The organism is Bradyrhizobium sp. USDA 3262, from assembly GCF_054060035.1.
Genome location: NZ_JBSSCT010000001.1, coordinates 3,900,877 through 3,919,532, shown reverse-complemented (window position 1 = coordinate 3,919,532; position 18,656 = coordinate 3,900,877). Strand labels below are relative to the sequence as shown.

Sequence of the window (18,656 nt, the reverse complement as noted above, 5' to 3'; positions counted from 1 at the left end):
AAGGTCCCTTCTCAGACTGATATCGGGGCGACGTCGATCCAGCGCCGCTCCTTCCAGCTCTTCAGCGCGCATTCGGCGAGCTGCACGCCCTTGGCGCCTTCGAGCAGGGTGTATTTGTAGGGCGCGTCCTCGCAGACATGGCGAATGAACATCTCCCACTGTTCCTTGAAGCCGTTATCGTAAACGACGTTCTCCGGCAGCTTCTGCCAGTCGGCATAGAAATCGTGCATCCGCTTCTCGTCCGGATTCCATACCGGCCGCGGTGTCGCCTGACGTGCCTGGATCACGCAGTCGGTGAGCCCCGCCACAGCCGAGCCGTGGGTGCCGTCGACCTGGAAGGTGACGAGATCGTCGCGGTAGACGCGCGTCACCCAGCTCATGTTGATGTGCGCAATGACGCCGCCCTTCAGGCGGAAGGTGGCGTAGGCGGAATCATCGGCGGTCGCCTGGTATTTCTTGCCCTTCTCGTCATAGCGCTCGGGGATGTCAGTCGTGCCGAGGCAGGTCACGCTCTCGACCTCGCCGAACAGATTGTCGAGCACGTAGCGCCAGTGGCAGACCATGTCGAGGATGATGCCGCCGCCATCCTCGGCGCGGTAATTCCACGACGGCCGCTGCGCCTCCTGCCAGCCGCCTTCGAACACCCAATAGCCGAACTCGCCGCGCACCGAGAGCATGCGGCCGAAGAAACCGGAGTCGCGCAGGAAAGCGAGCTTCTTCAGGCCCGGCAGGAACAGCTTGTCTTGCACGGTGCCGTGCTTGAGGCCCTTGGCATTGGCGAGCTTCACGACCGCAACGGCCTCCTCGAGATTTGTCGCGATCGGCTTCTCGCAATAGAGATGCTTGCCGGCATTGATCGCCTTGGTCAGCAGCGAGGGCCGCGCCTGCGTGGTCGCGGCATCGAAGAACACGGTGTCGCCCTTGTCGGCGAGCGCACGATCGAGATCGGTGGTGTGGCGCTCGATGTTGTAGCGTTTTGCCAACGCGCCGACCTTCTCGGCGTCGCGGCCGACCAGGATCGGATCGGGCATGACGCGGTCGCCGCTCGCGAGCTGCACACCGCCCTGCTCGCGGATCGCGACGATCGAGCGGATCAGATGCTGGTTGAGCCCCATCCGGCCGGTGACGCCGTTCATGATCAGGCCGAGGCGCTTGGTCGTCATACTGTCTGCTCCTGCGAAACGCGTGGTGTTGGCCGCTGCAGCGGCTGCATGGTGGACCAGTCCGGATGGATCGAACTGGCAAAGCCCGGCGCGGCGGCGATCGATCCGGTCAGGAGATCGCCGTCATGGATCGCGAGGCGGACCTTGCCGCCCTCGCGCGCGTAGAGATCGGGATGCGCGGTGAGGAAGGCGTCGGCCTCGTCAGCCGGCGTGTCGGCAAAGCCGTCGACATAATGGTGCCCGTTGCGCTCGGCATGGGTGACGCCGATCAGCGCCCCGAGCGCGAGGTCCTGCTGCACGCCGAGCCCGGCCTGGCAGGTCAGATCCTCACCGCTGATGAAATACCCGCCGCTCTCAGCGTTCCACGCCGCCGCGCGGGTAGCGTTGATGATCGACTTGTAGATGCCCTTGCACGATTTCGAGGAGATGCCGCGGTAGCCGAGCGTGCGCGCCTGCGGGAATGCATCATAGGAATCGTCAGATTCGTCGATGATGAAGCCGTGCGCCGCCAGCTTCCCGAGCGGCGAGGCTCTTGTGATATCGCGCGGCATCGGCTGCTCGATATAGAGCAGGTTTGCCCTGATCGGCTGCAACGCCGCGTCACGGTCGAGCCGGTCGACCAGCGCGCTCAGCGCGGCAAGGTCGGCATATTGCTCGTTGGCGTCGAGCGTGATCCTGGTTGCGTAAGGCAGCCTTGCGAGCTCACTGCCGATCCGCGCCAGCCGCGCCGCGTCATGCGCGGGATCGCCGTTCAGCTTGAGCTTGAAATAGCGCGCACCGGCGTTCTCGTTGCGGTCGGCGACGCCGCCCTCGCCTTCAACCTTGTCGTCCATTCCGACCGTGTGCCTGACGGCGACACGCTCGAGCCGTTTGCGCGTCGACAGGAACCGCGCGATTGCCGCGTCGTCGAGATCAGGCGTCAGCCGCGCGTCGATGCCGGCGACATTGCCGGCCATGCCGTCGAAGAAGTTCGCGCCGGCCGCGCGCAGCAGCGCATCCAGGATTGCCTTGTCGATCTCGGCCGGGCCAAAGCCGGCGGCGAGTGGCGGAATGTCTTCCGCGGCGCAGGCCGCGACCTGCGGACCGATACACGCGGCGTGCAAGCCGAACGCGGTGTCAAAGCCCCTGTTCGTCAGATAGAGCTCGCGCGCAACCGCAAGCGAGCGGCGGAGTCCGTCGAGCGACTGTGCTTCCGTCAGATGCGGCCGCTTGTCGAACCATTTCGGCGCCAGCATCTCGGCGCTGGCGCCGGTCGCGCGGCCCTTGCCCTCAACATCGATCTCGACGCGCACGAACATCTGCGTCGATGCGGTGATCGTCACCGCGCCGAAGCGGAACGGCCGGGCGAATACCAGCGGCCGTTCGAAGAACGCGATATCGTTGACTTTGAGGCGAAGCGGCATTGAAGGCTCGGGTGTTAGTCCAGCGACCCCTGGGTGAAGAAATGCTTCCGGATCCGCTGCACCAGTTCGTTGAAGACAGGATCGGACATCGTCTCGAGCGAGCGCGGCCGCGGCATCGGCACGTCGTAGATCGCGGCGATCGCGCCGGGCCGCTCGGTCATCACGAGCACGCGGTCGGCAAGGAACACGGCCTCGGGAATCGAGTGCGTGATCAGCAGCACCGTCTTGCCGGTCTCGCGCTGGATCCGCATCAATTCGACATTCATCCGCTCGCGCGTCATGGCGTCGAGCGCGCCGAACGGCTCGTCCATCAGCATGATCTTGGGGTCGTGCACCAGCGCGCGGCAGATCGAGGCGCGCTGCTGCATGCCGCCGGACAGCTGCCAGGGCAGCTTCTTCTCAAAGCCTTCGAGGCCGACCAGCTTCAGCAGGTCCTTGGCGCGGGCAAGATATTTGTCCCGCGGCAGCTGCTTCATGTCGATCGGCAGCATCACGTTGGAGAGGATGTTGCGCCACGGCAGCAGCAGCGCGTTCTGGAACACGATGCCGACATTGCCATGCGGTTTCGTCACCGGCCCGCCGTCGACCAGCACTTCGCCCGTCGTCGGCGGCAGCAGGCCCGAGATCATCTTGAGCAGCGTGGACTTGCCGCAGCCGGAGGGCCCGACCACGACGAAGAACTCGCCGTCATTGATGGTGAAGTCGAGCGGCCGCAACGACGGCACATCGCCGTCGCGCGACCGGTAGGTCTTCGACACGCCGGAGAGTTTGATGCCCGGCATGGCGCCCGCCGCGCGGTCCGACACCAGGCGCAGATGCGCGGCAGGCTGGACATCGGTTGATTTGGTTGCAGGATTCATTCTGCCGAATCCACTGGGATGTAGAATGCTGTCATTCCGGGATGGTCCGAAGGACCAGACCCGGAATCTCGAGATTCCGGGTTCGATGCTTTGCATCGCCCCGGAATGACGGTGTTTGTTGCGCTCACGAATCACCCTTCGGCAGATAATCATTGGTGTAGAACGCCTTCGGATTGGCCTTGGCCTTGGCGTCGAGGCCGCCATACTCGACCATCAGATTGACCGACTCGGTCATGTTCTGGTCGGTCACCTGGAACGGCCGCTTGGTCCTGGTCTCCGCCGTGCGATAGAGCGGGATCGTCAGCTCGAAGCCTTGCGTCAACGTGTCGATCTTGCCGCCCTTCGGGTTGGCGTCGAGGATCGACTGCGCAGCGGCCTTCGGGTCCTTCTCCGCGGCTTCCACGGCCTTGGTCGTCGCCGACATGAAGCGGCGGACCAGGTCGGCATTGGCCTTCACATAGTCGGAGTTCGCGATGATGCCCGACGACACCATGTTGATGCCGTAGTCGGCGAACTTGATCGGATAGACGTCCTTGCCGGTGGCGTCCTTGATCTTCATCGACTGGTCCATGACATAGCCGAGCAGCAGGTCGGCCTGGCCGTTGATCACGGCGTTGAGCTTGGTCTGGCCGTCGCCGGCGACGGTGTTGAAATCGCTTTCCTTGAGACCGGTCTTCTTCAGGAACAGCGGCCAGATCTGTGTCATCGAATCCGCCGGCGTGATCGCGACCGTCTTGCCTTTGATGTCCTCCGGCTTCCTGATGTTCTTGTCGGCAAGGCTCATCGCCGACATCGGGCTGGTCTGCAGCAGCACGCCGGTGGCGATCACGGGCGCGCCCTTCACCGCGGCGCGCATCATCGTGGGCACGTCGACATAGCCGAAATCGGCGGTCTTGGCGGCCACCGCCTGCGTGGTCGCGGCCGAGCCGCGGCCTTCCTGGATCTCGAGGTCGATGCCCTCAGCGGCATAGATGCCCTTGGCCTTGCCGTAATAGAACGGCGCGTGCTCGCCATAGACGTACCAGTTCAGCATCAGCACGACCTTGTCGGCCGCGGACACTGGTGCCACCGCAAGCGCGGTCCAAGCCAGCGCGGCGCCTGCGACCGCAATCAAACGCTTCATGGTTGTTCTCCCTTTATAGTCCGCGGTCCTTGTGTGGACCGCTTGTCCGGTTGCTGCGCTAGGAAGCGAAGATGATGTCGTCGCGCTGGCTGACGTGCCAGGGGATCACCAGCCGCTCGATGCGGTCGACGATCCAGAACAGGATGACGCCGAGCAGCGCGAGGATCACCAGCGCGGCGAACATCGTCGGCAGGTCGAAGGTGCCGATCGAGCGCTGCATCACATAGCCGATGCCGGAATTGGAGCCGACGAACTCTCCGACGACGGCGCCGACCACGGCGAGCGTCACCGAGACTTTCAGGCCGGAAAAGATCGCGGGCATCGCGTGCGGCAGGTTGACCGCACGGAACACCTGGAAGCGGCTGCCCTGCATCGCGCGCGCCAGATCGACCATATCAGGGTCGACCGACTTGAAGCCCTGCACCGCCGAGACCACCACGGGGAAGAAGCCGAGCAGGAACGCGGAGATCACCTTGGGGATGATGCCGAAGCCGAACCACACCACGAACAGCGGCGCGATCGCGATCTTCGGTACGGACTGGGAGAACACCAAAAGCGGATAGACGTAGCTCTCGACCGTCTTCGAACCCGCGATCAGCATCGCGACGGGAATGCCGAACAGCGCCGAGAGCAGGAAGCCGCAAATCGTTGCATAGGTTGTCGGCCAGGACTGCCGCAACAGCTCCGGCCAGTCGCTCCAGAGCACCGCCACGACGTCGCCGGGCGAGGGAATTTGGTAGGCCGGAATATGGAACAGGCGGATCGCGAGGTCCCAGGCCGCCACGATGACGACCAGGAACAGGAACGGACGTACCCACGCCGCATTCAGCACCTTCGATAGGCCCGAAGGGCTCTTTGCCTCCGCCACGTCACGCTCCCCTTGCAGTCTCTCTGTTCGTCCAGAAATTAACCCGTTGGATAAATACTGTCCAGTCCCAAGCGCGCGGCAAAATCGCACCGAAATCCGCTACTTTCGTCAGGCGAAAATTTTTGTCGGGTGAAACTTTGTAGCCCGGATGGAGCGCAGCGAAATCCGGGAACGTCGATCCGCGGATAGACCCGGATTTCGCTTCGCTCCATCCGGGCTACACGCCAGAATGATGGGCAATGAGCGCGGACAAGCCGCGCCGCCTCACACCACGCGGTGTTCCATCGACTTCAGCATCGGCAATGTCCCACCGAACGCTGCCGTCGACTTGCCGGTCAGCGCCGCCAGCACCAGCGCGGTCATGTGCTCGAGGCGCTCGTCGCGGGCGTCCTTCTTCAAGAGGTCGCGGCCGAAGATCACGCTCAGCGTGGCGCTGTTGGAGAGATAGAAGAACGCGAGCCCGGCGATCGAGATGTAGAGCTGCACCGGATCGACGGCGACGCGGAAATCGCCGCTCTCGACCCCGCGCGTCACCACGGTGCGGATCATCTCGACAAAGGGCGAGTGCATCGACTTGACCTTGGTCGAACGCTTCAGGTGTTTTGCCTTGGCGAGGTTTTCGGTGTTCAGCAGCGCCAGGAACTCGGGATTACGCAGAAAATAGTTCCACGTGAAATCGATCAGGCGCCCGATCGCCTCGGGCGGATCGAGATGCTCGAGATCGAGGGTGCGCTCCTCGGCGCGGATCTTCTCATAGGCGCCTTCCAGCACCTCGAGATAAAGATCCTCCTTGTTGCCGACGTGATAGTACAGCATGCGCTTGTTGGCGTCGGCGTTGGCCGCGATGCGGTCGACCCGCGCGCCGGCGAGGCCATGGGCGGCGAATTCCTGCTTGGCGGCCTCGAGAATACGCAACCGCATCCCCTGGGGGTCGCGCTGCCATCTCTGTATTCGCTTTGCCTTGGCCAAATCGATCGCCCGGTGATGCTGGGTTCGTGAATGTAGCATGACGCGCGACGTTTGAGAACGAATGTTGTCGTGATGCTCGTGCGGGAATATTTCTCGTAGATGCCCTCTTCGTCACTCCCCGGCGCGCAATTGCTCACCTGAGGGCGCGCCACCGGATCGCGCGACGCACACTGCCGGGACGCCGCGCGGACAAAACGCGGCCTAGCCCGGCTTTCCTTGTGACGGCTGCACCAGAAGCGTCGGCACACCGCATGTACCGTTGCGCGCCGTCATCACGCGCGTGCCGGGCTTGCGGCCGGTGCGGACTTCGGAGACGTCGACGCCAGCGGCAATCAGCCGCGCACGTGTGGCGTCGATATCGGCGACGCGCCAGCAGATGCCGCGCAGCCGGTCCGGCGCGTCCGTCTCCGATTTGCCCGGCCGGTGCGTGACCTCGACCACGAGGTCGCCGCAGCGGAAGAACATCAGCCGGCCCCACTCCGGATGCGACCGGTCGAGCGCCATGTCGAGCCCGAGCCGAGCACCATAGAGCGCGGCGGCGCGTTCCGGATCGGCGGTCGAAACCACCACGTGATCCATCGCGGTAATCGATGCGGTCGTGGTGCGGACCGACAGCGGCCGCTCCTGCTCGCGCTCCAGGAAGAACATGCGCACGCCGCGCGTCGCGTCGGTCGCGGCCCGCGTACGCTTCCACGACAGCGTGGCTCCACTGCTGTCGTCGCGGCTCTCGACCTCCGCGACGGGTTCGGGCTTCAGCGTCAAGCGGTCGAGCCTGCGGTGTGTCTTCGCGATATCGCTGGTGCGGAAGCAGAGACTCGCAAGCCCCTCGCCCTGGGTGGCAAGCGCGCTGCGGATGCGCTGGGCTGCATCGTCGTCGCCGTGCGGCGCCACCAATTCCAGCGTGGTGTTATCGAGCGTGAACAGCGTGCGGTCCGCGCCGCCGCCGCTGTAGCGCCAGGAAGGCGTCCGCGCGAACAGCGTCTCGTAGGCCGCGCTGGCAGCAGCGATGTCGCTGGTCAGGACGACGACGTGATCGAGACCGGTAATCATGGCCGCAACCTCCCCGAATCTGCCGTCATTGTGTTTCTCCCTTAACCCAACCCGGAACCACGGACTGCCGCCGGCCGTTATGCCGCATGCCAGAACGACCCGGCGCAGTCGTCATCTCTACCTGTAAACCAGGCAGGGTTGCGAATATTTTCAGCGATATCGGCCGATCAGCAATGCTAGTCTGGAACCGCCAGCCGGGACCACACCAGCCACGACGGAAAGCGAATGCAGGCTCTCTTCATCGGACAGACCTATATCGACGTCACCTTCATCACGGATCACATGCCCGTCGGCGACGAAAAGCACGTCGCCGACGCCTATGCGGTGTCGTTCGGCGGCAACGCCGTGACCGCAGCATTCTGCTGCGCCAAGCTCGGCGTCCCGCCGGACCTGATCGCCACCATGGCCAATGACTGGCTGGGACGGATGTTCTGGGACATGGCCGACAGGTACGGCATCTCGTTCCACCCCCGCAAGGTCAACTCCTCCTCGCTGTCCTTCATCATGCCGAACGACGGCAAGCGCGCCATCGTCCGCTGCCGCGACGACCAGCACATCCACCCCTTTCCGCTGCTGAACATCAAGGGCTGCCGCGCGCTGCACATCGACGGCCACCAGCCGGACGCCGCGATCCATTATGCGAAGCTGTGCCGCGAGGACGGCATCCTGACCTCGCTCGACGGCGGCGGCCTGCGCACCAACACCCACGAGCTGCTCGCATTCATCGACATTGCGATCGTCGCCGAACGGCTGTGCGAGCAGATGGACAAGACGCCGGAGCAGATGCTCGACTATCTCAAGGGTCGCGGTTGCAAGGTTGGCGGCGTCACCATGGGCGAGCGCGGCTTGCTCTGGTATGACGAGGCCGGCACGGTGCGCACGCTGCCGGCCTTCCCGATCCCGCGCGCGCGCGTGATCGATACCAACGGCGCCGGCGACGTCTTCCACGGCGCCTATATCTACTCCTACCTTTCAAACCCGAGCAAAGGCTGGCATGAGCACTTCAAGTTCGCGCGTGCAGCCTCGACCTTCAAGATCCAGAAGCTCGGCAACGAGGCCGGCTTGCCGACACTCGCCGATATCGCAGCCGTCAAGCAGGAATTTCGCGCCGAGGCCTGATGTCGGTCAATGGGGCTAGGCCATGAGACACGTCTTCGTTGCCGGCAGCATCAACATGGACGTGGTGGCGACCACGGAGCGCCATCCGCGGATCGGCGAGACCGTGGCCGGCGAGGCCGTGCTCTATTTTCCCGGCGGCAAGGGCGCCAACCAGGCGGTGGCTTCGGCCAAGCTCGGCGTAGCGACCACGCTGATCGGCCGGCTCGGCATGGATGCGTTCGGCAAGGAGCTGAGAGCGTTCCTTGCCGCGCAAGGCGTCGATCTCACCTCGGTCAAGACCACGGCCGGCACGCATTCCGGCACGGCGATCATCACGATCGCCAATGCAGACAACACGATCGTCGTCGTGCCGGGCGCCAACGGGCTCGTTGACGCTCGTGATGTCAAGGCTCCCTCACTTATGAAGGGTGACGTCGCGGTCAGCCAGTTCGAGATCCCGCTGCCGGCGATCGCTGCCTTCTTCCGGCGAGCCCGCGCCGTCGGCGCCACCACGATCCTCAATCCGGCGCCGGCGAAACAGGCCGACAAGGCTCTGCTCGAGCTCGTCGACATTCTCGTTCTGAACGAGACCGAACTCGGCTATCTGACCGGCACGGAGCTGCGCGACAGCGACGACCCGTCCCGCTTCGCACAGGCGGCCCGGACCTTGGGGCAAGGCAAGATCGTCTGCGTCACGCTCGGCAAGCGCGGCGTGCTGGCGCTGGTCGAGGACCAACCGCTGCTCGTGCCGGGACGCGAGGTCAAGGCCGTCGACACCACAGGCGCTGGCGATTGCTTCGTCGGCGCCCTCGCCTCGCACCTCGCCATCGGCAAGCCGCTCGGCGACGCCCTGGCCTACGCCAACGCCGCCGCCTCGATTTGCGTGCAACGAATGGGGGCCGCGCCGTCGATGCCGACGGCGGACGAGGTGGCCGCCGTTCTTTCCACGCGTCGTCCCGGCCAAGGCCGGGACCCATAACCACAAATGTCAATTGTTTGCGGCGCTGGAACGACTAGAGTGAGAACTCATTAATTGTTCTGCTCCGACAATACGATACTGATTCTCTTTTGGGGAAGGATTGGGATCGTGAGTAGGAGTTTGTTTTGGCTGAGCGACGAGCAGTGGCAGCGGATCGAACCTCACTTGCCAACCGATGTGCGCGGTGTCGAGCGGCAGGACGATCGCCGCATTATCAGCGGCATTATACATGTGCTGAAAAGCGGCTGCCGCTGGTCCGATTGCCCCGAAGCCTACGGGCCTCCGACAACGATCTACAATCGCTTCGCCCGGTGGGCGCGGCGCGGCATATGGGAAAGCCTGTTCCGCACGCTTGCCGGCAACGGTCGATCGATAGACACGCAGATGATCGACTCCACGCACGTCAAAGCGCATCGCTCAGCAGCGGGCGGAAAAGGGGGGAGCAGAAGCAGGCTGTTGGCCGCTCGCGCGGAGGGCGCAACACGAAGATACACGCACTTGCAGATGCTAAGGGACGCCTGATCGCGATTTTGTTGACCGGAGGTGAAGCGCACGACTGTCCGGTCGCAGAACGCCTGATCCGCAGGGTCAAGCCTCCGAAACGGATGCTCGGCGACAAGGCCTATGACAGCGCCGAATTGCGCGAGGAGCTGGATGCGCGCGGAACCAAGCCGGTCATTCCAAACCGCAGCAATCGCAAACAACCCTACAGCTTCTCAAAGCGCCTCTACAAACTGCGCTGGCGCATCGAGAGTGCATTCAACCGGCTGAAGGACTTCAGGCGTATCGCGACCCGTTATGACAGGCTGGCGCGAAACTATCTCGCCTCCGTCTGCCTCACCGCAGCTCTTGTATGGTGGATCTAATGAGTCTGGACCCTAGTCCCGTTCACTGGATCCGCCGCGGAGTATGGGTCCCGGCTCCGTGCGCAATCGCGCACTCGGCCGGGACGACGAGGTTGTTAGGACAGCGCACTCTTCAAATCAAAGCTCGCATCTCCCGCCTGCTCCGGGGTGATCGAGCCACCGGCGCCGAGTAGCCGGCGGCCGAACATGTGATCGCCGGCGCGGTTGACCGACTCGATGCCGAGCAGTTTGTCGCCGCGATAGCAGAACGCCGAGAACGCGCCCTGCGCGCGGTCGCCGCGCACCACGACACGGTCGTAGCCGGTGGTGAGACCCGCCATCTGCAGCTTGTCGGGGCCCTGGTCGCTCCAGAACCACGGCAGGCCGTCATAGACCTCGGTCTTGCCGGTCAGCCGCGACGCCACGCAGCGCGCATGGTCGGTCGCGTTCTGCACCGACTCGAGCCGCAGCGATCCGCCGAAGCGTTTGCTGGTGTAGAGCGCGCAATCGCCGATTGCGGAGACATTCGGATCGACTGTCAACAGATGCTCGTCGACGATGATGCCGGATGCGACCGGCAGGCCGGCCTCCGCGGCAAGCTCGACATTCGGCAGCACGCCGACGCCGACCACGACGAGATCGGCCGGGATATGCGTGCCGTTGCTCAGGCTGACGCCGGTAACCTTGCCGCCATCGGCCTCGATCGCCGTGACCTGCACCCCCAGGTGAATCCGGATGCCGGCCGCGCTGTGGCGGGATTGCGAGAACTCGGAAATCTCCGCGGTCACCGCCCGCGCCATCACGCGGGAGGCGAGTTCGACCACGTCGACCTCGAGGCCCTTGGCCCGGGCGGTGGCGGCGAATTCGAGCCCGATGAAGCCGGCACCGATCACGACGACGCGCATGCCGGGCGCGATCAAATCGCGCAGCGCCTGGCTCTCGTCCAGGATGCGCAGGTAGCGGACAGCATCGAGCCTGGCGTTGGGGATATCCAGCAGCCGGTTCCGCGCGCCGGTGGCGAACACCAGGTGACCGTAGTCGAGCGACGCGCCGGAGGCGAGCGCCACCTTCCGCGCATTGCGATCGATCGCATGGGCGCGATCGGTGATCAGCTCGATCTTGTTGTCCTGGTAGAACTTGTCGGGCCGGAACATCAGGGTCTCGGGCCCGCCGGTCCCTTTCAGATAGGCCTTCGACAGCGGCGGCCGCTGATACGGCAAATGGCCTTCATCATTGATCAGGGCGATGCGTTCGGCGAAGCCGGCCTGGCGCAGCGACGCCGCGAGCTGGAAGCCGGCGTGTCCGGCGCCGACGATGATGACCGAGCCCGTCATCGGAACAACCCAAATACGCGCGAGCAGGAGTGACCCATGCCGTTTCCTCTTGTCGATGTTAGCTTGCTTGCCCCGTCCCCACAGCGCTCGTGTCTGCGTACCGAAGGCGCGTGCTATTTGGCCTCATGGCTCGCACCGATGCAAGGGGGTCTCAGGCGATTCTGGGCGCACCCGCGGTCCCCGGCCGCCGGGCCGGATTGCCACGGCTCCCGCCAAGGCCTTAAATGTCCGGAACCAACAAGCCCAAGGTCTTCAATATGCCAGCACCCGCCCCCTCCGCCAACGACCCCGCTTTGCTCCGCATCGACGGCGCCATCGCGACCATCACGCTGAACCGGCCGGCCGCGTTCAACGCGATCGACATGACGATCGCCAAGAAGCTCGAGCAACTCAGCGCCGCGGTCGAAGCCAACAAGGACGTTCGCGTACTGGTCATCGAGGGCGAAGGCCGCGCCTTCTGCGCCGGCGGCGATCTGCAGACCATCGGCGCCGCGACCGAAGCCAACAATGTCGCCCCCGTGGTCGGCGAGATGCTTCACCACTACCACGCCTTCATCGAGACGGTCCGGCGGATGCCGAAGATCGTGCTATCCAGCGTGCATGGTTCGGCGGCCGGCGCCGGCATGGGCCTCGCGTTCGTGACCGACCTGTGTATCGCCGCGGACGATGCCCGCTTCACGCCCGCCTATGCCAAGATCGGCGTGTCGCCGGATGGCGGCAGCACGGTCGGCATCGTCGGCACGGTCGGGACCCGCCGCGCGCTGCAGATTTTCCTCGCCGAGGATGGTTTCACCGCGCAGCAGGCCTATGAATGGGGTCTCGTCGTCAAGACCGTCCCCGCGGCCGAGCTGAAGGCGGCGACGCGGCAGCTCGCCGAGCGCCTGGCGCAAAATCCGCCCGCCGCGATCGCTGGGACCAAATCACTGGTCTATCAGGCCGCCACCACACCGACCAAGCAGCAGCTCGACGCCGAGGAACACAAGATCATCACGGCGATGCATACCGACGATTTCCGCGTCGCCGTGAAGAAGTTCACCAGCAAGTCGAAGTAGGAACAATAATTACGACAGCGTTACAATGGTCTCTCCCCTCATCCTGAGGAGCGCGGATCGCGCGCGTCTCGAAGGACGAGGCCACAGACGGGCCTCATGGTTCGAGACGCGCGTTCCGCGCTCCTCACCATGAGGGGTTCTGTGCCGGTAAGATTAGTTAGGGCAGATGTACCCCGTGCCGCCGGGCGCCTTGAAACAGCCGACCGATTCCGGGATCACCTGCTTGGGCAGCCACAGCACGACCTTCGGAAAATAGATCGTGAAGCAGATCGTGACCAGGAACACGACATAGATCGGCAACGCCGCCCGCAACGCTTTTGCAAAGCTGACGCCGACGAATTTCGAGGCCATCAGCAGCACGAGCCCGTAGGGCGGCGTGATCAGGCCGAACGCCAGCGTTGCGATCAGCACCACGCCCATATGCACGCCGTTGATGTCGCCGGCCTGGGTCAGCGCGTTGACCAGCGGCATGAAGATGATGATGGTCGGCACCGGCTCGATGAAGTCGCCGACCACGGTGAACAGCAACACCATCAGGAGCATGATGAGGTGCGGATCGTTGCCGGCGATCGAGGTGATCCAGTCGGCGATGTAGATCGCGCCGCGCAGATAGGCCAGCATCCAGCCGAACGCGTTCGCCGCGCCGATCGTGATCAGCGGCAGCGAGAAGATCAGGCCCGCCAGACAGAAATCATACGGGATCTTCTTCAGGTGCCCGCGGTTCAGCGCCGGGATCATCATCGGTAGCGCCGCATCACCGGCGGCGAACGCGACCTGGCGCAGCGGCGCGCGCGGCTTGCGCAGTCCCGAGGGCCCGAAGAAGTAGCAGTAGATCATCAGCCCGAAGCCGATCATCAGCCCGGGGACCACGCCGGCCATGAACAACCCGGCGATCGAGACATTGCCGACCGCGCCATAGACCACCGCCGTGATGCTCGGCGGCACCAGCGCTGCGATCGTCGACGCCGAGGCGATGATCGCGGCGATGAAGGCCGGCTCATACCCTTCCCGCCGCATCGGCCCGCCGAGGGCCCGGCTCATGACCGCGACGTCGGCGGTGGTCGAGCCCGACATCTCCGAGAAGAACATGCTGAAGACGACGACGACCTGCGACAGCCCGCCCCTGATGTGGCCGACCAGCGAGACCGACAGGTTGGCGATGCGGACCACGACATTGGCCGAGCTCATGAGCTCGCCGACCAGCAGGAAGAACGGGATCGCTAGCAGCGCCTCGGAATCGACGCCGTCGAAGATCTTCTGGATGATCGCCGCCAGCGAGACGTCTGATAGCACTGCGCCGACGAACACGCCGGCCATCAGCGAGAACGGCACGGGCACGCCGAGATAGCCGAAGAACAGGAAGCAGAACGACATCAGCGCAAGCACGACCGGTGCGCTCACGGCTGCACTCCCGTCGTCGCGCGGGTATCGATCGCAGGAATCGGAAGGTCGTCATCCGGCGGCTCTGGATGGTCGAAGCCATTGCGGATGCCGTTGACGAGCTGCTCGATCGTGAACAGGCCGATCAGGATGCCGGACAGTGGGATCACCGCATAGAGCGAGGCGATCGGCGTACCCGACGGCAGGCGGAAGCTGCCGAAGCCGCGCAGGTAATTTTGATAGCCGTACCAGACCAGGCAGAAGGCGACGCCCAGCACCACCAGACGGATGACGATCTCGACGAACAGCCGCGACCTGCCATGCAGCGCTTCGGAGATCGCGGTGAGATAGAGATGGTCGTTGCGCCGTGTCGCGACCGCGGCCCCGATGAAGATCGCGTAGATGAACAGCGTCGAGGTCACCTCCTGCAGCCACAGCCAGGGATGACCGATGGTGCGGGTGACGATATCGGCGGTCACCGACAGCGAGAAACCGAAGCACAGCAAGCCGCACAGCATCATCAGGATCAGCTCGAGCCGGTCGAGCGCCCGCCATTTCAGATACCGCTGCCGTTGCAGCACCAGTATGTCGGCGATGGCCATGCTCGAAATTCCTCGTCGTCCCGGCCTAGTGCGCAATTGCGCACGGGGGGCCGGGACCCACAACCCCCGGCTCGAGTTGCTTGCAGAAAGTCGGCGACCTAATCGCTCAACTGAAGGGCCGCGGCGTATGGGTCCCGGCCTTCGCCGGGACGACGCAGGAAGGGGGTTAGTTGACCGCGCGGATCAAATTCTTGATCTTCTCCGCATGGGGCCCGAGATCCTTGGCGAGCTTGTCGAGATAGGGATCGGCGACCGCCGTAAAGCTCTTCTTGTCCACGTCCTCGACCACCTTGACGCCGAACGACTTCAATTTTGCAGCCGCGGCCTTCTCCAGTTCGAACGCCTTCGCCGGCTCCTTGGCGCTCACCTCGGCGGCCGCCGTCGTCACCCAGGCCTTCTGCTCGGCTGAAAGGCTCTGCCACAGCTTGTCGCTGACGAACAGCAACGCATTGTTGGCCTCGTGCTCGGTCATCGAGAGCACCGGCGCGACTTCGTAGTGCTTATTGACGAGGTAGACGTTCACGCTGTTTTCGGCCGCTTCGACCACGCCGGTCTGCAGCGACGTGTACACGCTGCCGAACGGCATATGAACGGTTTGCGCCGCGTAAGCCGGGAAGATCGTGTCCTCCGTAGCCGTCGCCTGAACGCGAATCTTTACACCCTTGAGGTCGCCGACGTTGTGGATTTCCTTCCTCGCATAGATGCTTCTCACACCTTGGCTGCCCGTCGCGATGACATGAAGACCTTGCGACGTGTCGTCGATCATAGCCTTGATCGCATCGATCACCTTCTGATCGGCAAGCGCCTTGACCACGTGGTTGGCGTCGCGGAACAGGAAGTGCAGCGACATCACACCGGCCTGCGGCGAGATGGTTGCAGTGTTCGCCGACGAGATGATGGCGAATTCAATGTCTCCGGATTTCACAAGCTGCAGCAGCTGCGGCTCCTGGCCGAGCTGCGCACCGGGATATTGATCGACGATCATGGTCCCCTTGCTCAATTCCTTGAGCTTGGCGGAGAACATGTCGTAGGCGACGCTATAACCGGTATTGAGCTGCTGATCGTGCGCGAAGCGGTAATGCTTGACCTCCTGCGCGCCGGCGCCCGCGGACAGCAGCAGCGCTGCCGCGGCCATGGCAATCCCGACGATCCTGGCTGAATAGCCCATCGCGACGTTCCCCCTGCTTTTAGTTGAGGGGATCATCCCACCAGTCGCGCGGGATTGTCAATAAAACAGGCGAAACGAGCCGCCCGCGGGTATTATCGAGAGCCGCGGCGCAGAAATTATCGACAATTCGACCACAAGGCCGAACGAAGCCGGCTACTTGCGATTTGCTACTTGCCCTTGGCGCGCATGAAGTCGAAATCGCAGCCCTCGTCGGCCTGCAGGATGGTCTCGTTGAAGAGATGCGCGTAGCCACGCTTGGCCCAATCGGGCGTCCCGGCCGGCGCAAGCGCGGCGCGTCGCTTCTGCAATTCGGCCTCGTCGACCAACAGATCGATGCTGCGCTTGGCGACATCGAGCCGGATCATGTCGCCGTTCCGCACCAGGCCGAGCGGACCGCCGACGGCGGATTCCGGCGTGATGTGCAGCACGATGGTGCCGAACGCAGTGCCGCTCATCCGCGCATCGGAGATGCGGACCATATCCTTCACGCCGGCGCGCGCGAGTTTCTTCGGGATCGGCAGGTAACCCGCCTCAGGCATGCCCGGCGCGCCCTTTGGGCCGGCATTGCGCAGCACCAGCACGTCGTCGGCGGTCACATCGAGCGCGGGATCGTCGACCCGCAGCGTCATGTCCTCGACCGATTCGAACACCACGGCGCGGCCGATATGCTGCAATAGTTTCGGGCTCGCCGCCGACTGCTTGATCACGGCGCCGCGCGGCGCGAGATTGCCGTGCAGGATCGCCATCGCGCCTTCGGATTTGATCGGGTTCGCCTTGGAGCGGATCGCGTCCTGCCCCGGCACATCCTCGGCATTGGCGACGACCTCACGCAAGGTCTGGCCGGTGATGGTCTTGGCATCGAGATCGATGAGGTCGCCGAGCTGCGCCATCAGCTTCGGCACGCCGCCGGCATGATGGAAATGCTCCATGTAGTGTTCGCCCGACGGCTTGAGGTCGACCAGCACGGGGACCTCGCGGCCGAGCTTGTCGAACGCCTCGAGGTCGATCTTGTGCGGCGAGCGGTTGGCGATCGCGGTGAGATGGATCAGCCCGTTGGTCGAGCCGCCGATCGCCTGCATGACGACCTGGGCGTTGCGGAACGAGGATGGCGTCAGGATCTCGCTCGGCTTCGGTCCCTTGGTCTTCGCCATCTCGGCGGCGACGCGGCCGCTGGCCTCCGCGGAGCGGAAGCGTTCGGCATGCGGCGCCGGGATCGTCGCGCTCATCGGCAGCGACAGGCCGAGCGCCTCGGTGATGCAGGCCATGGTGGAGGCGGTGCCCATCACCATGCAGGTGCCGACCGACGGCGCGAGGCGGCCGTTCACCGCCTCGATCTCGGTGTCGTCGATCTCGCCGGCGCGATACTTGCCCCACAGCCGGCGGCAGTCGGTGCAGGCGCCGAGCACCTCGCCCTTGTGATGGCCAACGACCATGGGCCCGACCGGAATCACCACCGTCGGCAGATCGGCGCTGATCGCGGCCATGATCTGCGCCGGCAAGGTCTTGTCGCAGCCGCCGATCACCACCACCGCATCCATCGGCTGGGCGCGGATCATCTCCTCGGTATCCATCGCCATCAGGTTGCGCAGATACATCGAGGTCGGATGCGCAAAGCTCTCCGCGATCGAGATCGTCGGGAACACGAACGGCATCGCGCCCGACAGCATCACGCCGCGCTTCACCGCCTCGATGATCTGCGGCACGTTGCCGTGGCAGGGATTGTAGTCGCTGTAGGTGTTGGTGATGCCGACGATCGGGCGATTGAGCGCATCGTCCGAATAGCCCATCGCCTTGATGAACGCCTTGCGCAGGAACAGCGAGAAGCCGGCGTCACCATAGCTTGTCAGTCCCTTGCGAAGTCCGTCGGCCATTTTCTTCTATCCCGTGGTTGTTCGGCCGCACTTAAGGAGAGGCAGGAATTATTGTCAATATGACATAATCCGGTTGCCGCGGGTGGCTGGTCTGCGGCAAAATCGCGCCCATTATTGACAATAACCGTTGCGCCATGCTGACCTCAGGCACCGATCCGAAGCCGAGAGCGCATGACAGCCGAGCCCACATTGCCCGAACTCCAGGCCCCCTCGCGCGAGGAGGAACAGGCGGAGGTGATCCGCCGGCTGGAGGAGGACATCATCTTCGGCCGCTTCGCGCCCGGTTTGCGGCTGGTCGAGGATACCCTGATGCAGCGCTATGGCGCGAGCCGGCATTTCGTCCGCCAGGCGCTGTTCCAGCTCGAGCGCCAGGGCATCGTGCTGCGCGAGAAGAATGTCGGCGCCACGGTGCGGTTCTATTCGGCCGAGGAAGTGCGGCAGATCTATGAGGTGCGCGAGATGCTGACGCGCCAGGCCGCGCTGATGATTGCCCTGCCCGCGCCGCAAAGCCTGATCGACCAATTGAGCGAGCTGCAACGGCATTACTGCCTCAAGGCCGACGCGCAGGACATGCGCGGCATCCACGAGACCAACGATGCGTTCCACCTCGCGCTGTTCTCCGCCTGCGGCAATCCCTATCTGGTCCGCTCGCTGCAGGACTACATGAACCTGACGCTGCCGATGCGCGCCAAAAATCTCGCCGACAGCGAGGGCCTCGCATTGTCGCGCCGCCAGCACGAATTGATGATCGAGCTCTTGAAAGGCCGCGACAGCTGGGCGCTGGCGCAGCTCTGCGTCGATCACATGCAGTACAGCAAGGCGGATTATCTCGTCCGCATCTCCAACGACAAAAAGCCGCAATAGCGCGATACGCGGCCTCCTCGTGAAGGA

The 18,656-nt window shown here is 64.2% G+C and carries 17 protein-coding genes; 5 read left to right on the top strand and 12 right to left on the bottom strand.

Annotated elements, in window-relative coordinates; translation table 11 throughout:
- Window positions 1–11: 11 nt before the first annotated feature.
- From ACVWYP_RS17965 to ACVWYP_RS17935, 7 genes are all read right to left on the bottom strand, one after another.
- Window positions 12–1,163 carry a Gfo/Idh/MocA family protein gene (locus ACVWYP_RS17965; RefSeq protein ID WP_304499250.1) on the bottom strand — a complete coding sequence of 384 codons (1,152 nt, stop codon included), beginning with the start codon at window positions 1,161–1,163 and terminating at the stop codon, window positions 12–14.
- On the bottom strand, window positions 1,160–2,566 hold the full coding sequence (locus ACVWYP_RS17960; RefSeq protein WP_304499249.1) for a hypothetical protein: 1,407 nt from the start codon (window positions 2,564–2,566) through the stop codon (window positions 1,160–1,162). Before ACVWYP_RS17960 ends, ACVWYP_RS17965 begins: the two co-directional genes overlap by 4 nt.
- Before the next feature lie 14 nt (window positions 2,567–2,580).
- Window positions 2,581–3,426 (bottom strand): ABC transporter ATP-binding protein, encoded by an 846-nt coding sequence (locus ACVWYP_RS17955; RefSeq protein ID WP_304499248.1) that lies wholly within the window; start codon window positions 3,424–3,426, stop codon window positions 2,581–2,583.
- Between the two features lie 124 nt (window positions 3,427–3,550).
- Window positions 3,551–4,549, bottom strand: coding sequence for an ABC transporter substrate-binding protein (locus ACVWYP_RS17950; RefSeq protein WP_439711165.1), 999 nt, complete (start codon window positions 4,547–4,549; stop codon window positions 3,551–3,553).
- Window positions 4,550–4,607: 58 nt separating this feature from the next.
- Complete coding sequence (locus ACVWYP_RS17945) at window positions 4,608–5,417, bottom strand: ABC transporter permease (protein ID WP_016842153.1); 810 nt, start codon at window positions 5,415–5,417, stop codon at window positions 4,608–4,610.
- Window positions 5,418–5,681: 264 nt separating this feature from the next.
- Entirely contained in the window at window positions 5,682–6,338 is a 657-nt protein-coding gene (locus tag ACVWYP_RS17940) for a TetR/AcrR family transcriptional regulator (RefSeq protein ID WP_304499247.1), read from the bottom strand.
- Between the two features lie 249 nt (window positions 6,339–6,587).
- Window positions 6,588–7,436, bottom strand: a complete 849-nt coding sequence (locus ACVWYP_RS17935; RefSeq protein WP_304499246.1) for a VOC family protein — start codon at window positions 7,434–7,436, stop codon at window positions 6,588–6,590.
- 225 nt (window positions 7,437–7,661) lie between these two features.
- On the opposite strand from ACVWYP_RS17935, the gene ACVWYP_RS17930 reads away from it, so the two are divergent.
- The 3 genes from ACVWYP_RS17930 to ACVWYP_RS17920 all read left to right on the top strand — a co-directional run bounded on the left by ACVWYP_RS17930 (window position 7,662) and on the right by ACVWYP_RS17920 (window position 10,379).
- On the top strand, window positions 7,662–8,555 hold the full coding sequence (locus ACVWYP_RS17930) for a sugar kinase (protein ID WP_028331857.1): 894 nt from the start codon (window positions 7,662–7,664) through the stop codon (window positions 8,553–8,555).
- A 22-nt stretch (window positions 8,556–8,577) separates the two neighbouring features.
- Window positions 8,578–9,513: a ribokinase gene (gene rbsK / locus ACVWYP_RS17925; RefSeq protein ID WP_304499245.1), complete on the top strand. Its 936-nt coding sequence runs from the start codon at window positions 8,578–8,580 to the stop codon at window positions 9,511–9,513.
- A gap of 120 nt (window positions 9,514–9,633) precedes the next feature.
- Window positions 9,634–10,379 (top strand): IS5 family transposase gene (locus tag ACVWYP_RS17920; protein ID WP_370142457.1). Its coding sequence is split into 2 segments (ribosomal slippage): window positions 9,634–9,978 and window positions 9,981–10,379, totalling 744 coding nucleotides; the frame shifts between segments, so codons are not numbered across the junction.
- A 95-nt stretch (window positions 10,380–10,474) separates the two neighbouring features.
- Here the strand turns inward: ACVWYP_RS17920 and ACVWYP_RS17915 are convergent.
- Complete coding sequence (locus tag ACVWYP_RS17915; protein WP_304499244.1) at window positions 10,475–11,692, bottom strand: NAD(P)/FAD-dependent oxidoreductase; 1,218 nt, start codon at window positions 11,690–11,692, stop codon at window positions 10,475–10,477.
- Window positions 11,693–11,949: 257 nt separating this feature from the next.
- Here ACVWYP_RS17915 and ACVWYP_RS17910 point away from each other — a divergent pair, with 257 nt between their 5' ends.
- Window positions 11,950–12,744: an enoyl-CoA hydratase/isomerase family protein gene (locus ACVWYP_RS17910; RefSeq protein WP_304499243.1), complete on the top strand. Its 795-nt coding sequence runs from the start codon at window positions 11,950–11,952 to the stop codon at window positions 12,742–12,744.
- A 153-nt stretch (window positions 12,745–12,897) separates the two neighbouring features.
- Here the strand turns inward: ACVWYP_RS17910 and ACVWYP_RS17905 are convergent, their stop codons facing one another.
- The 4 genes from ACVWYP_RS17905 to ACVWYP_RS17890 form a co-directional block, all read right to left on the bottom strand.
- Entirely contained in the window at window positions 12,898–14,145 is a 1,248-nt protein-coding gene (locus ACVWYP_RS17905; RefSeq protein WP_304499242.1) for a TRAP transporter large permease, read from the bottom strand.
- Window positions 14,142–14,726 carry a TRAP transporter small permease gene (locus ACVWYP_RS17900; protein WP_304499241.1) on the bottom strand — a complete coding sequence of 195 codons (585 nt, stop codon included), beginning with the start codon at window positions 14,724–14,726 and terminating at the stop codon, window positions 14,142–14,144. Before ACVWYP_RS17900 ends, ACVWYP_RS17905 begins: the two co-directional genes overlap by 4 nt.
- Window positions 14,727–14,892: 166 nt before the next feature.
- Window positions 14,893–15,894: a TRAP transporter substrate-binding protein gene (locus ACVWYP_RS17895; RefSeq protein WP_304499240.1), complete on the bottom strand. Its 1,002-nt coding sequence runs from the start codon at window positions 15,892–15,894 to the stop codon at window positions 14,893–14,895.
- 167 nt (window positions 15,895–16,061) lie between these two features.
- Window positions 16,062–17,765 carry an IlvD/Edd family dehydratase gene (locus ACVWYP_RS17890; protein ID WP_304499239.1) on the bottom strand — a complete coding sequence of 568 codons (1,704 nt, stop codon included), beginning with the start codon at window positions 17,763–17,765 and terminating at the stop codon, window positions 16,062–16,064.
- 171 nt (window positions 17,766–17,936) lie between these two features.
- On the opposite strand from ACVWYP_RS17890, the gene ACVWYP_RS17885 reads away from it, so the two are divergent.
- Window positions 17,937–18,629: a GntR family transcriptional regulator gene (locus tag ACVWYP_RS17885; protein ID WP_304499238.1), complete on the top strand. Its 693-nt coding sequence runs from the start codon at window positions 17,937–17,939 to the stop codon at window positions 18,627–18,629.
- Window positions 18,630–18,656 lie beyond the last annotated feature (27 nt).

What these genes read in the sequence shown, in the direction of transcription:
- ACVWYP_RS17965 (WP_304499250.1), bottom strand. Translation starts at nt 1,163, where the DNA reads ATGACGACCAAGCGCCTCGGCCTGATCATGAACGGCGTCACCGGCCGG.
- ACVWYP_RS17960 (WP_304499249.1), bottom strand. Translation starts at nt 2,566, where the DNA reads ATGCCGCTTCGCCTCAAAGTCAACGATATCGCGTTCTTCGAACGGCCG.
- ACVWYP_RS17955 (WP_304499248.1), bottom strand. Translation starts at nt 3,426, where the DNA reads ATGAATCCTGCAACCAAATCAACCGATGTCCAGCCTGCCGCGCATCTG.
- ACVWYP_RS17950 (WP_439711165.1), bottom strand. Translation starts at nt 4,549, where the DNA reads ATGAAGCGTTTGATTGCGGTCGCAGGCGCCGCGCTGGCTTGGACCGCG.
- ACVWYP_RS17940 (WP_304499247.1), bottom strand. Translation starts at nt 6,338, where the DNA reads ATGCGGTTGCGTATTCTCGAGGCCGCCAAGCAGGAATTCGCCGCCCAT.
- ACVWYP_RS17935 (WP_304499246.1), bottom strand. Translation starts at nt 7,436, where the DNA reads ATGATTACCGGTCTCGATCACGTCGTCGTCCTGACCAGCGACATCGCT.
- ACVWYP_RS17930 (WP_028331857.1), top strand. Translation starts at nt 7,662, where the DNA reads ATGCAGGCTCTCTTCATCGGACAGACCTATATCGACGTCACCTTCATC.
- rbsK (WP_304499245.1), top strand. Translation starts at nt 8,578, where the DNA reads ATGAGACACGTCTTCGTTGCCGGCAGCATCAACATGGACGTGGTGGCG.
- ACVWYP_RS17915 (WP_304499244.1), bottom strand. Translation starts at nt 11,692, where the DNA reads ATGACGGGCTCGGTCATCATCGTCGGCGCCGGACACGCCGGCTTCCAG.
- ACVWYP_RS17910 (WP_304499243.1), top strand. Translation starts at nt 11,950, where the DNA reads ATGCCAGCACCCGCCCCCTCCGCCAACGACCCCGCTTTGCTCCGCATC.
- ACVWYP_RS17900 (WP_304499241.1), bottom strand. Translation starts at nt 14,726, where the DNA reads ATGGCCATCGCCGACATACTGGTGCTGCAACGGCAGCGGTATCTGAAA.
- ACVWYP_RS17895 (WP_304499240.1), bottom strand. Translation starts at nt 15,894, where the DNA reads ATGGGCTATTCAGCCAGGATCGTCGGGATTGCCATGGCCGCGGCAGCG.
- ACVWYP_RS17890 (WP_304499239.1), bottom strand. Translation starts at nt 17,765, where the DNA reads ATGGCCGACGGACTTCGCAAGGGACTGACAAGCTATGGTGACGCCGGC.
- ACVWYP_RS17885 (WP_304499238.1), top strand. Translation starts at nt 17,937, where the DNA reads ATGACAGCCGAGCCCACATTGCCCGAACTCCAGGCCCCCTCGCGCGAG.